The 13,098-nt window shown below is 62.4% G+C and carries 12 protein-coding genes; 11 read left to right on the top strand and 1 reads right to left on the bottom strand.

Features of this window, described 5'->3' with window-relative positions:
* Window positions 1-48 precede the first annotated feature (48 nt).
* From X741_RS139280 to X741_RS139330, 11 genes are all read left to right on the top strand, one after another.
* Window positions 49-516 (top strand): EamA family transporter, encoded by a 468-nt coding sequence (locus X741_RS139280; RefSeq protein WP_280940358.1) that lies wholly within the window; start codon window positions 49-51, stop codon window positions 514-516.
* Window positions 513-1,520 carry an NAD(P)-dependent oxidoreductase gene (locus X741_RS139285; protein ID WP_023780437.1) on the top strand — a complete coding sequence of 336 codons (1,008 nt, stop codon included), beginning with the start codon at window positions 513-515 and terminating at the stop codon, window positions 1,518-1,520. The genes X741_RS139280 and X741_RS139285 overlap by 4 nt, the downstream gene beginning before the upstream one ends.
* Before the next feature lie 103 nt (window positions 1,521-1,623).
* Window positions 1,624-3,054, top strand: a complete 1,431-nt coding sequence (locus X741_RS139290) for an aspartate aminotransferase family protein (RefSeq protein WP_198024012.1) — start codon at window positions 1,624-1,626, stop codon at window positions 3,052-3,054.
* A gap of 22 nt (window positions 3,055-3,076) precedes the next feature.
* Window positions 3,077-4,309, top strand: coding sequence for a hypothetical protein (locus X741_RS139295; protein ID WP_023780435.1), 1,233 nt, complete (start codon window positions 3,077-3,079; stop codon window positions 4,307-4,309).
* Window positions 4,306-5,064, top strand: coding sequence for an FkbM family methyltransferase (locus tag X741_RS139300; protein ID WP_023780434.1), 759 nt, complete (start codon window positions 4,306-4,308; stop codon window positions 5,062-5,064). Before X741_RS139295 ends, X741_RS139300 begins: the two co-directional genes overlap by 4 nt.
* Before the next feature lie 149 nt (window positions 5,065-5,213).
* Window positions 5,214-7,775 (top strand): FAD-dependent oxidoreductase, encoded by a 2,562-nt coding sequence (locus tag X741_RS139305; RefSeq protein WP_023780433.1) that lies wholly within the window; start codon window positions 5,214-5,216, stop codon window positions 7,773-7,775.
* Window positions 7,776-7,866: 91 nt separating this feature from the next.
* A complete protein-coding gene (locus X741_RS139310; RefSeq protein WP_023780432.1) occupies window positions 7,867-8,715 on the top strand; it encodes a DUF1194 domain-containing protein in 849 nt (282 codons plus the stop codon).
* A 92-nt stretch (window positions 8,716-8,807) separates the two neighbouring features.
* Window positions 8,808-9,146: a peptidase inhibitor family I36 protein gene (locus X741_RS139315; protein ID WP_023780431.1), complete on the top strand. Its 339-nt coding sequence runs from the start codon at window positions 8,808-8,810 to the stop codon at window positions 9,144-9,146.
* Window positions 9,147-9,307: 161 nt separating this feature from the next.
* A complete protein-coding gene (locus tag X741_RS139320; RefSeq protein ID WP_023780430.1) occupies window positions 9,308-10,258 on the top strand; it encodes an ABC transporter substrate-binding protein in 951 nt (316 codons plus the stop codon).
* A gap of 101 nt (window positions 10,259-10,359) precedes the next feature.
* A complete protein-coding gene (locus X741_RS139325) occupies window positions 10,360-11,133 on the top strand; it encodes an ABC transporter permease (protein ID WP_013894965.1) in 774 nt (257 codons plus the stop codon).
* Window positions 11,130-11,927 (top strand): ABC transporter ATP-binding protein, encoded by a 798-nt coding sequence (locus X741_RS139330; RefSeq protein ID WP_023763384.1) that lies wholly within the window; start codon window positions 11,130-11,132, stop codon window positions 11,925-11,927. Before X741_RS139325 ends, X741_RS139330 begins: the two co-directional genes overlap by 4 nt.
* Window positions 11,928-11,943: 16 nt before the next feature.
* Here the strand turns inward: X741_RS139330 and X741_RS139335 are convergent, their stop codons facing one another.
* Entirely contained in the window at window positions 11,944-12,882 is a 939-nt protein-coding gene (locus X741_RS139335; RefSeq protein ID WP_348625706.1) for a GlxA family transcriptional regulator, read from the bottom strand.
* Between the last annotated feature and the right edge of the window lie 216 nt (window positions 12,883-13,098).

The following is a 13,098-nucleotide window of genomic DNA, read 5'->3' as shown; positions in this document are numbered from 1 at the left end:
CAAGGTTTACTCAAAACATTCTTCTGAGTTCACGAAATCTTTTGGGGTTTGTATTACTCGATGTCACGGGGCGGGCGCACTGACATGAAATATATCGTCTTCATTCTATTTACGGTCATGACCAATGCGGCTGCGCAGCTCATGCTGAAGCAGGGCATGATGTCGCTTGGGCCGATCTCGTTCGAAGGTGCCAACCCGCTGGTCAAGCTGCTGCAGATCGTCTTCAGCCCGTGGGTGTTCCTGGGGCTTTGCATCTTCGTAATTTCCATGGCCTCGCATCTCTATGTGCTGTCCAAGGTCGAGCTTTCCTTTGCCTATCCATTCCTCAGCCTCGCCTATGTCGCCGTCGCCATCTTCGCCTATTTCGTCTTCCGCGAGGACCTCAATGGCTGGCGCATCGCCGGCATCGCCTTCATCTGCGTCGGCACGGTGCTGATCGCGCAGAGTGGTCGCGTGCACGAAGAGGAAACGGCTTCCCTTTCGTCCGACAAGATTCACCATGAGACCGTTCGATGAGACATGTTATTTTCGGTGGTGACGGCTTCGTCGGCCGCCACCTTGCCCCGAAGCTTGTGGCCGATGGCGAAGAGGTTGTCGTTGCCGACATCGCCAGGAGCGACCTTGCGCACTACCGCAACGTCCGCTTTGTGACGTGCGACGTCACCGATCCGGCGTCGGTCGCTGCGGTCGGGCTCAAGGCCGACGACATGATCTACAATCTGTCGGCCAAGATGCTGTCGCCGATCCAGGTGCGCGCCAAGCGGCACGATTTCTTCTTTCCGGTGAATTTCCACGGCACCGAACACATCATGCAGGCCATGGACAGAGCCGGCGCGCCCAAGCTCGTCCACTACACGACCGACATGATCTACGGCCACACGGTCACCCAGCCGATGACCGAGGACCATCCGGTCGCGCCGCTCGGCGAATATGGCTGGTCGAAGCAGAAGACCGAGGAACTGGCGGCCGAATGGCGTAAGCGCGGCATGTCGATCTCGCTGTTTCGCCCGCGCCTGATCATCGGGCCCGGCCGGCTCGGCATCCTGGAAAAACTGTTCAAGCTGATCGACTGGAACTTGCCGGTGCCGATGATCGGCTCGGGCAAAAATCCTTATCAGTTCATTTCGGTTTTCGATTGCGCGGAAGCTGCCCGCGCGGCCTGGAAAGCCGGCGTGCCAAACGAGGCCTACAATCTCGGCTCGCTTAATCCTCCGCCGGTCAAGAGGCTGCTTGGCGACTTGATCAGGCATGCAGGGTCGAAATCGCTCCTGATCCCGACGCCGGGCTGGGCGGTCAAGCGCACGCTTGACCTGCTCGATCTCATGAACATGCCGATCATGGATCCGGAGCAGTATCTGATCGCGGACGAGGAATGCGTGCTCGACGTGTCCAAGGCCGAGCGGCAGCTCGGCTGGGTGCCGCAATATCGCGACGAGGACATGCTGATCGCCGCCTACAGCGAGTACCGCGCCAAGAAGGCCGGGCATGCCGTCGCCACCAAACATGTGCCCGCCGAATAGCGGGTTTGCCAACAGCTTATGGCGCACGACTCTGGTCGTAAGCGCGGACAAGGAGATTGAAATGACCGTCATGGCCAAGCCCGAACAGACGAATGCGCGTACCATGGTCAACGCGCCGGCGCTGTCGCCCGCCACCATCGCCAAGCCCGACCTGATCAGCGTCGAGCAGGCCAAGGCAATGGACGTCGCGGCAATGACCGACCTGTTCAAGGCGCACCTCAACCCCGGCCAGCTGCATTTCATGAAGCTGCTCGGCTTCCACAAGATCAAGATCGAGCGTGCCGAGGGCATGTTCTACATCGACCAGAACGGCCGCAAGATCCTCGATTTCTTCGGCGGCTTCGGATCGCTGGCCTTCGGCCACAACCATCCGCGCATCCTGGAAGCGCGCAAAAAGTTCCAGGAGGAGAAGCGCCAGGAAATCGCCATCGCCTTCATGTCGCAATATGCGGCGGCATTGGCGCACAACCTTGCCAAATGCTCGCCCGGCGATCTCGATATGGTGTTCCTGGGTTCGTCCGGCTCGGAGGCCATGGAAGCGGCGGTGAAACTCGCTGAGCGCGCCGCGGGCCCCAAGCGGCCAAAGATCGTCTATGCCGAGAATTCCTTTCACGGCAAGACCAAGGGCGTGCTCGGCATCACCGACGGGCAGCTCTACCGCGCCGACTTCAAGATGGCGGACAATACGGTGCGCATTCCCTTTGCCGACGTCGATGCGGTCGAGCGCCTGTTCCGCTCCGATCCGGAGGTCGGCGTCATCGTGCTCGAAACCATCCAGGGCGGAGGCGGTATTATCCAGGCGCCTGCCGAGTATTGGCAGAAGCTGCGCGCGCTGTGCGACCAGTACGGCGTGCTGTGGGTCGCCGACGAAGTGCAGTGCGGCTATGGCCGCTCGGGGCGGTTCTACGCCTTTGAGCACTACGGCGTGGTGCCCGACGTGACGGCGCTGGCCAAGTCGCTCGGTGGCGGCAAGGCGGCGGTCGGTGCCATGATCGCGCGCCGCGAGGTTTACATGAAGGCCTACGGCACGCCGAAGACGGCAATGATCCATGCCATGGCCACCTTCGGCGGCATGGGCGAGGCCTGCGTCACCTCGATCGAGGGCCTCAACGTGCTCTATGACGAGGGGCTGATCGACAACGCCGCCGTCACCGGCGATTATTTGCTCGCGCGCCTGCAAGCGCTCAAGGACAAATATCCCAAGATCATCAAGGATGTGCGTGGCAAGGGCTTCATGGTCGGGCTTGAGTTCCACGACTTCTCGCAGACCCTGCCGATGGTGCTGCGCCCGATCGTCAGCGTGCTCGACGACAAGCTGAAGGGCTCGCTGTCCGGTTTCGTTGGGGCGCTGTTGCTGCGCGACTACGATGTGCTGGTCGCCTTCACCGAATATAATCGCAACGTCATCCGACTCGAGCCGCCGCTGATCTGCCAGCGCGAACATGTCGATCGTTTCGTCGATGCCTTCGACAGCCTGTTGTCGCGCGGCATCGTCGGTATCGTGAAGGATTTCGTCAAAAGCCAAGTCCGTTAAAATGAAGCTCGCTGAGTAGATCATGCTGACCAAGTCGCCCGCTCCGCAAAACCAGATCGACCGGCTCACCGAGGCCGGCCTGGCGTGGGGCGAGGGGTCTTATGCGAGGCTGGCAGCCCCGATCGGCGCGGCGGCCTTCGCGCTCTACATCCTTTTGACGGCGTTCACGGCCTGGGTGATGCCGGACGCCAACTGGGACATGCTGCCCTATCTCGCAATATCGGAGGAAGGCACCTATCCCGATGCGCAGGCGCTGCATGACTACGCCTACAGCACCGTCAAATCCGGCGTGTCGGCCGGTTACTACCAGACGCTGACCGACGATGGCGGCGGCTTCCGCAGCCATATGACGGAGAATGCCGCCGATTTCCATTCGCTGCTCGGCATGTACCGGATCAAGTTCCTCTATGCCGAGATATTGTCGACGATGAGCTCGGTGATGTCCCCGGTCGAGGCGATGCGCCTGGTGCAGGTGTTCTCGGTGCTGCTGTTCGGCGCGATCACGCTGCTCTGGCTGCGTTCTCAAAACGCATTGGCCATGGCGCCGCTGGTCGGCGCGGTGCTGATCATGGCCGATTTCGCCGATGCGGCGCGCGCCTCGACGCCGGACCTGCTGACGTCTGCGCTGCTGCTCGGCGGGCTCTACGCCTACATCAGGTGCCGCGAGGCGGCGACGGCGATCCTGCTTTTTCTCGCCTTCATGGTGCGGCCGGACAATATTGTTTTCCTTGCTGTTTTCGCGGTGCTGCTGGTCGTCTTCCGGCACAAGGCATGGGGCGCGCTGGCCGGTTTTGCCGCGTCCTTCATTACCTATTTCGCCATTTCGCACTGGGCCCATCATCCCGGCTGGTGGCCGCATCTTTGGTTCTCCAGCATCGAGCAGCACTATAATATGGACGGGTTCGAGCCGGCCTTCTCGGCCATCGCCTATCTCAGAGCGTTCGCCGCGTCGCTGCTGCGCGCCGTCAATTTGAACAGCTGGGTCGGCGTTTCGGTGCTGGCGCTGGCCGGCTGGTACGCTGCCGGTCGCGCCGGCTTCCGCCTCGACCGGCGTGCCGGCATCCTGTTCGCCGCACTGGTGCTTGGTGCGCTGGCGAAGTTCACCGTCTTTCCGATCCACGACACGCGGATCTATTTCCCGCATCTGATCCCGCCCTTCCTGCTGCTGGCAACGCCGTACATGGCGCTTTGGGCAGCTATTGCCCGCGGCCAGCATCGTGCGGCGCTGCAAATCATTCCCGGAGACAAGCCATGAATTCGCTATCCAGCCTGGCGCGGACTGCGCTGTCGCTCGGTCTCCCGGCAGGTCTGCTCGATCGCGGGCCGTCGCTGCGCGGCACCAAATTCCTCGCCAAGGCGGCGCTGAAAGCACGCTTCGGCGGGGCAGGACGGCCGTTCCAGATGGTCAATGTCGGCGCCTGCGACGGCGCGCTGTTCGATGACGTCACGCCGTGGCTGCACAAGATTGCCGGCGCGCGCGCCATGCTGGTCGAGCCGATCCCGTACAATCAGAAGCGGCTGCGCGCCAACTATCCCGACACGGGCCGCTTCATCATCGAGCGCGTGGCGGTCACAAAAACCAAGGGCACGATCACCGTCCACACTTTCGATGCGGCGGCGCTCGAAGCCGGCACGCTGCCGATCGAGTTCATCGGCTGCTCGTCGGTCACCGACACCAATCTCATGTCGGGCAAGAACGCCTGGGGCGAGGCCGACGCCAACTTCAACAAGTTCGCACCGCACCTCCGGGATATCGAGGTGCCGTCGGAAACACTGCAGACGCTGCTCGACCGCAACGGCATCAGCCATATCGACGCCTTCCTCGTCGATTGCGAAGGCGCCGACTGGATCGTCTTCGAACAGCTGGACCTCAAGCGCTATCGTCCGGGCATGATCAAGGTCGAGGTCGGCGCGCTGCCGGCGACCGAGATCGGCCAGGTCGTGGTCAAGCTGAAGACGGCGGGCTACCAGGTCGGCTTCCAGGCCGAGGATGTCTGGGCCTTCGCCTGAGGGTTACGATTCTCCTGATCATGTAGGGGGTCGCGCCGCACCAGCGGCGTGTCGCAAACAGGCGGTAGCATGGTCGCTGTCGCCTGCATATTGTGCGCCGATCAAACGGGCGCCGACGCTGCCCGCAATAGCATCTGGAGTCGCGGGCAATGGCAGAGTTTCCGAAAAAGGCGAAGGTCGTCATCATAGGCCTCGGCGGCATCGTCGGCGCGTCGATCGCCCATCATCTGATCGAGCGTGGATGGGACGACATCGTCGGTATCGACAAGTCGGGCATCCCGACCGATATCGGTTCCACCGCGCATGCCTCCGACTTCTGCTACACGACCAGCCACGACTTCCTGTCCTGCTGGACGACGCTCTATTCCATCGATTTCTACGAGAAGATGGGCCACTACGCGCGCATCGGCGGCCTTGAAGTCGCGCGCGTCGGCGACGACGGCCGCATGGACGAGATCAAGCGCAAGATCGCCTCGGCCAAGGCTTTTGGCACACGTGCACGCCTGATCGAACCCGCCGAGATCAAGGAAAAATTCCCGCTGATCGAAGAAGGGATGGTGCAGGGCGGGCTCTGGGATCCCGATGCGGGCCTGGTGATCCCGCGTTCGCAGACTGTCGCCGGCAAGCTTGTCGACCAGGCGGAAGCTTCGGGCAAGCTCAAATCCTTCGCCAATACGCCTGTCAGGTCGCTCGTCGTCAAGGACGGCCGGATCAGCGCCGTGGTGACCGATCGCGGCACCATCGAAGCCGATTATGTCATCGTCTGCGCCGGTATCTGGGGCCGTCTGATCGCGGAAATGGTCGGCGAGGATCTGCCGGTCATGCCGATCGACCATCCGCTGACCTTCTTCGGCCCCTATAATGAGTTCGCCGGGACCGGCAAGGAGATCGGCTGGCCGTTGCTGCGCGACCAGGGCAACTCGGCCTATATGCGCGACACCGGCGATCCCAAGACCGCCGAGGGCGGCCAGATCGAGTGGGGCTATTACGAAGAAAACAATCCGCGCCTCTGCCATCCGCGCGACCTGCTTGAGAAGGACCAGGCGCGGCTGTCGCCGTCGCAGCGCGACCTCGACATGGAGCAGATCCTGGCACCGCTCGAGCGCGCCATGGAACTGACACCGATCCTGGGCGAGCTCGGCTACAACGAAAGCCATTCCTTCAACGGCCTCTTGCAGGTGACGGCCGATGGCGGACCGTCGATGGGCGAAAGCCAGAAGGTGAGGGGGCTCTGGTATGCCGTCGCCATTTGGGTCAAGGACGGCCCCGGCATGGGCAAGCTGATCGCCGATTGGATGACGGACGGCCGCACGGAAATCGACCACCACGCCATCGACTATGCGCGCTTCTATCCGCACCAGACGAAGGAACAGTTCATCTGGGACCGCTGCACCGAAACGGCGATGAAGGTTTATAATCCCGCGGTGCATCCGCGCGAGCCGTTTTCCAAGGCCCGCAACATCAGGCGTTCGCCGTTCTGGGAGCGCGAGAAGGAGCTCGGCGGCTACTTCATGGAACTGGGCGGATGGGAGCGTGCTCACGGCTATGCCGCCAACGAGCATCTCTTGGAGAAATACGGCAACCGCGTACCGGTGCGCGAGAACGAATGGGACAATCGCCATTTCTGGCGTGTCTCCAACGCCGAACATCTGGCGATGAGCGAGGATTGCGGCATCGTCAACCTATCGCATTTCTCGATGTACGACATCGAGGGACCCGACCACGTTGCGTTGCTGGAGTGGCTTTGCGCGGCCAAGATCGGCGGTGACAACAATATCGGCAAGGGCATCTACACCCACTTCCTCGATGAGGAAGGCATGGTTCGCGCCGACTTCACCGTCATCCGCATGGCGGATCGCTGTCGTTTGATCGACGGCGCGGATGCCGGCCCGAGGGACTTCCAGTACATGCGCCGCACGGCGCAGGACAAAGGTTTCGATGTCACCATCACCGACGTGACGGAGAAATTCGTCACCATCGGCATCTGGGGTCCGAATGCCCGTGCCACCCTGCAGAAAGTGGTCGAGAATCCCAAGGGGCTTTCGCTCGAGAACTTTCCGTTCGCGGCGATCAAGCCTGTCACGATCGGCGGCAAGGATGTCACCGCTTTCCGCATCTCCTATGTCGGCGAGCAGGGCTGGGAACTGCACATGCGCTACGAGGACGGCCTCGCCGTCTGGGATGCGCTGCGCTCGACCGGCGTGATGCCGTTCGGCGTCGAGACCTATGCCAACACGCGCCGCATGGAAAAGAGCTTGCGCCTGCAGAACGCCGACCTTTTGACCGAGTACAATCTGCTCGAAGCCGATCTCGCGCGTCCGAAGGTCAAGGAGAACGATTTCTGCGGCAAGGCCAAACATCTGGAGTATCGCGCGCGCGAACACCAGCCGGCCATGCTGTGCACGCTGGTGATGACCGAGAACACCGATTCCAAGGGCGTCGCCCGCTATCCCGTCGGCATCATGCCGGTGATGGACCCCAAGACGGGCGAAACGCTGGTCGACGAACTCGGCCGCCGGTCCTTCACTTCCTCGGTCGCCTACGGCCCGACCATCGGCAAGAACATTGCGCTCGCCTATCTGCCGTGGGCATATGCCCAGGAAGGCCGCAAGCTGGCTGTCGAATATTTCGGCGAGACATATCCGGTCGAAGTCGCGGCTGTCGGTTACAAGCCGCTCTATGATCCGGAGAACCTCAAGCCGCGCAGCTGAGCGCCGGCGGAGCAGCGGAGCGATCGCAAAAGCCTGGCCTCGAGCCGGGCTTTTGTCTTTTTAACCGGATGGTTTTCGCTTACCTTGCGGTATGTCTGCTTTCTCGTATGCAAGACATCTGCTTTCCGGCTGCGCCGCGCTGGCGCTGACGCTCTGGCTGGCGCCGGGATCGCGCGCGGACGAGCCGGTCGATGTCGAACTGGTGCTGGCGGTCGATGTCTCGCTGTCGATGTCGGCGGACGAGCTCGAAATCCAGCGCCATGGCTACGCGGCGGCGCTGACGCATGACAATGTATTGCAGGCGATCGCCAATGGCTCCTATGGCAAGATCGCCGTCACCTATGTCGAATGGGCCGGCACCAGCTGGCAGCGTGTCATCGTGCCATGGACGGTCATCGCCAACCGTGACGATGCCGAGCGGGTGGTCGCGCAAATGTCGGCGCATCCGCCCGACAGCGCGCGACGCACCTCGATTTCCGGCGCACTGGAGTTCGGCAGCGACCTTTTCGCCGAAAGCGGCTACCAGGGGACCAAGCGGGTCATCGACATTTCCGGCGACGGGCCCAACAACCAGGGCGCGCCGGTCAACCTCACCCGTGACGGTGTGGTCAGGCAAGGCATCGTCATCAACGGCCTGCCGCTGATGACCCGCGGCGGCTTTTCCGGCGCCTACGACGTCAACGATCTCGACCGCTATTACAGCGACTGCGTCATCGGCGGCCCAGGAGCCTTCATGATCCCGGTCAACGACTGGACGCAATTCCCCGAAGCCATCCGCCGCAAGCTGGTGCTGGAGCTTGCCGGCCCGGCGTCACTGCAATGGGCGGCCGAGGAGGCGGATCATCCGCCAGTCGTGCTGGCGCAGGAAAAGCCCGCCAGCGATTGCCAGATCGGCGAGAAAATGTGGCGCAATCGGAGCTGGATGCCGGACAGCCGCTAGAGACCCTGGCGCGGGTAGAGGAGGCATTGGCAAACTGATCAGCCCGCGCTATCCAGCCGGTGGGGGCCACGGTCGAACCGAGGAAACATCAGATGAAACGCCTTGCCGTCCTGACAGCTGTCGCGTCCGTGCTTTTTGCAGATGGCGCCAGCGCCCAATACAACGACCAGCCTGCCTGCGTCATCTTCGAGCACGCGAATTTTCGCGGCCGGTCGATCGAAATGGCGCCCGACGATTCGGTGAGCTTTCGCGGTGGTCAGTTCTGGAACGATCGTGTTTCGTCGGTGTTCGTCAGCCGCGGCTGCACGCTCGTGGCCTATGAGGATACGCGGATGGGCGGCCGTTCGATAGAGATCGGCCGCAGAGCCCGCTATCTCGGAGGCAACTGGAACGATCGCATCTCGTCCGCCGAGTGCGTCTGCGACGGTTAAAATATCCTGGATTCAGGTAGCCGGTAGCCATTGGGTCATTTGGCTGCCGGGCCGGCTGCGTGTCTGCGGCCAACCCGACACGCGCTTCACCATGCTGTTGATTGACAAGGTCGCCGGTGTCTGTGAACTATTCCCCCAAGAGAAACAAAAGGGGAACCGACATGAACAGAATCGCCATTTTCGCCGCAACATTGACACTTGCCGCCGGTCTGTCCGCGCCGGTGATGGCCGCCACGTCGGTCACCATCGGCATCAGCGGCTGGACCGGCTTCGCGCCGCTGACGCTTGCCAAGCAGACAGGCCTCTTCGAGAAACACGGCCTCGACGTGACCTTGAAGAAAGTGCCGCAGGCCAGCCGTCCGCTCGCCATCGCCAGCGGCGACCTGCAATGCGCCGCCACCACGGTCGAGACGTGGCTGGTGTGGAACGCAAGCGGGGTGACCACCAAGCAGATCTTCCAGCTCGACAAATCCTACGGCGCCGACGGCATCGTCGTGCGCAACGACATCAAGACCGTCGCCGATCTCAAGGGCAAGAATGTCGCGTCCTCGGCGCCGGGCACGTCACCCTATTTCATGCTCGCCTGGGTGCTGAACAAGAACGGCATGTCGACCAAGGATGTGACCGTCGTCAACCTAGAGCCGGACGCGGCGGCGCAAGCCTTCCTCGCCGGCCAGAACGATGCCGCGGTCACCTATGAGCCGTTCATCTCGGCGGTGCGCGACAAGGCCGACCAGGGCCATATCCTGGCGACCACGCTCGACTATCCGATGGTCCTCGACACGGTCGGCTGCACGCCCGAATTCCTCAAGGCCAACCCGGATGCCGCCAAGGCGCTCGCCGACAGCTATTTCGAGGCGCTCGATCTGATCAAGAAGGATCCGCAGAAATCCTACGAGATCATGGGCGCCGATGTGAAACAGTCTGCCAAGGAATTCGAGGATTCGGCGAAGTACCTGAAATGGGCCGACAAGTCCGAAAACAAGCAGTTCTTCACCAAGGAATTCCAGGACTTTTCCAAGACCGCCGGCGATCTGCTGCTGCAGATGGGGTTGATCAAGGAAGCGCCCGACGTCGGCACTTTGGCCGACACCAGCGCGGTGGCGAACTGACCGCCCAGCCTTTGCCCATCAAGCGGCGGCGCCTGGCGCCGCCGCTTTCCCACGGACAAATTTGAGCATGGGGACGAAATGACGATGCGGACGATCTGACGATGCGCCCCTTGCATCCGGTCGCGCCGGGCCTCCGAACCGTGCTCGGCATTTCCTTCTTCGTGCTGTTTGTGGCGTTCTGGGCGTGGATCACGCTTGGCGGGCACGTCAACCGCATCTTCCTCGCCGACCCGCTGTCTATGTTGCGGGACGGCTGGCGGCTGTTGGTCGAGGACCGTTTCTGGCTCGACATACTGATCACCATCTGGCGGGTCTTCGGCGGTTTTGTGCTGGCGTCGGTTGTTGCCGTGCCGATCGGCATCGCGATGGGCGCCTGGAAGCCGGTGGAGGCGTTTCTCGAACCTTTCGTCTCTTTCGCGCGCTACCTGCCGGCATCCGCCTTCATTCCGCTGCTCATCCTGTGGGCCGGCATCGGCGAATTGGAAAAACTGCTCGTCATCTTCGTCGGCTCGGTGTTCCAGATCATCCTGATCATTGCCGTCAAGGTGGGATCGACGCGGCGCGATCTGGTCGAGGCCGCCTATACGCTGGGCTCGACCAACAACGGCATCGTCAAACGGGTGATCATGCCGGCCAATGCGCCCGAGATCGCCGAGACGCTGCGGCTGGTGCTCGGCTGGGCCTGGACCTATGTCATCGTCGCCGAGTTGATCGGCTCGTCGTCGGGCATCGGCTACATGATCATCAACAGCCAGTCGCGGCTGGCGACCGGGCAGATCATCTTCGGCATCATCGTCATCGGACTGATCGGGCTGTTGTCCGATTTTGCCTTCAAGGCGTTCAACCGCTGGCTCTTTCCGTGGAGCCTGGCGTGAGCAAGCTTCTTATCGAGGGCGTTTCGCGCACCTTTGCCGGCGTGCGTGGCGGACAGCCGGTCAGGGCGCTGATGCCGGTCGACATGGCGGTCGCCGCCAACGATTTCATCACCATTCTGGGGCCGTCCGGGTGCGGGAAGTCGACACTGCTCAGGATCGTCGCCGGCCTCGAAGCCCCGAGCGAAGGCCGCGTGCTGCTCGACGGCAAGGCGGTGACGCGACCGGGACCGGATCGCGGCATGGTCTTCCAGTCCTACACGCTGTTTCCGTGGCTGACGGTGGCCGAGAATATCGCCTTCGGACTGCGCGAACGCGGCATGGCGCAAAAGGAGCGCGACGAGGTCGTCGCTTCCTATGTCGATCTCGTCGGGCTGAAAGGGTTCGAGAACCATTGGCCGAAGCAGCTTTCCGGCGGCATGCAGCAGCGCACGGCGATTGCCCGAGCGCTGGCCAACGATCCCGAGATCCTGTTGCTGGACGAGCCGTTCGGCGCGCTCGACAACCAGACGCGCGGGCTGATGCAGGAATTGCTGCTCGGCATCTGGGAACGGCGCAAGAAGACGGTGCTGTTCGTGACCCATGATATCGAGGAGGCGATCTTCATGGCCTCGCGCGTGATCGTGATGACGGCGCGGCCCGGCAGCATCAAGTCGGATGTCGCCATCGACCTGCCGCATCCGCGCCATTACACGCTCAAAACCAGTCCGGAATTCTCCGCGCTGAAGGCGCGACTGACCGAGGATATCCGCGTCGAGGCGATGCGGACGGCGCAGGCACAGCCGACCGAGGCCTGACCGGCGGAATTGCGGATCAAGCGGCCAGCAGCTGCTTGCGGTCGACACGCTCCTGCTGCGGCGAACGGGCGTAAAGCTCGCGATAGCATTTGGAGAAATGCGAGGCCGAGACGAAGCCGCAGGCGACAGCCACCTCGACCACCGGCATCGACGACTGGATCAGCAGGTGCCGGGCGCGGTCGAGCCGGATTTCCAGGTAATAGCGGGCAGGGGAGCGGCCCATCTCGGTGCGGAACAGGCGCTCGATCTGGCGGCGCGACAGGTCGACATGGTCGGCGATCTCGATCAGAGACAGCGGTTCGGAGAGATTGCCTTCCATCAGCTCGATGATGGTCAGCACTTTCGAGTTCTGCACGCCGAGGCGGGCACGCAACGGCAGGCGCTGGCGGTCGGTCGGGCTGCGCACGCGGTCAGTCAGCACCTGCTCGCAGACGCGGTTGACGAGGCTCTCGTCGAAATCGTCACCGATCAGCTTCAGCATCATGTCGAGTGCTGCGGTGCCGCCGGCGCAGGTGTAGATGTTCTGGTCGATCTCGAAGAGATCGGCAAAGACATTGGCCTTGGGAAACGCCTCGGAAAAGCCCGGCAGGTTTTCCCAATGAATGGCGCAGCGCTTGTTGGACAGCAGGCCGGCGGCGGCCAAGATGTGCGCGCCGGTGCACAGGCCGCCGACGGCGACACCGCGATTATACTCCTCGCGCAGCCAGGCGAAGGCCGACTTGTTATGGTAGCGCTCGACATCGATGCCGCTGCAGACGATGGCCATGTTGGGCCGTTCAGGGCCGGCCATCTTCCTGCGCTCCTCCTCGAGCGAGGTGTTGACGGCGCATTCGACACCGTTGGAGGCGCGCACCGGCTTGCCGTCGATGCTGGCGAGGCGCCAGCGATAGGCCTCGTAACCGAGCATGCGGTTGGCCGAACGCAGCGGGTCGAGCGCGGTCGCAAAAGCGATCATGGTGAAGTCGGGGACAAGAAAGAACACAAACGATCGCTTGATCGGATGCTTTACGGCGTTCAAGGGAACCTCACACAGCCATGACGCGAACAGGATGTCGCGAATAGCATAGCGTCATCAGGAAAAGCCATGCTTGTCAATCGGCTACGCCGCCTGGACGCGATTAAATTTGCGACATGGGTCGCAAATGGGCAATGGGATCGATTAACCCCGCGG

This window comes from Mesorhizobium sp. LNHC221B00 (assembly GCF_000502935.1).
In the GTDB taxonomy this organism is placed as follows: domain Bacteria; phylum Pseudomonadota; class Alphaproteobacteria; order Rhizobiales; family Rhizobiaceae; genus Mesorhizobium; species Mesorhizobium opportunistum.
This window is presented reverse-complemented; position numbering and strand designations above follow the sequence as displayed.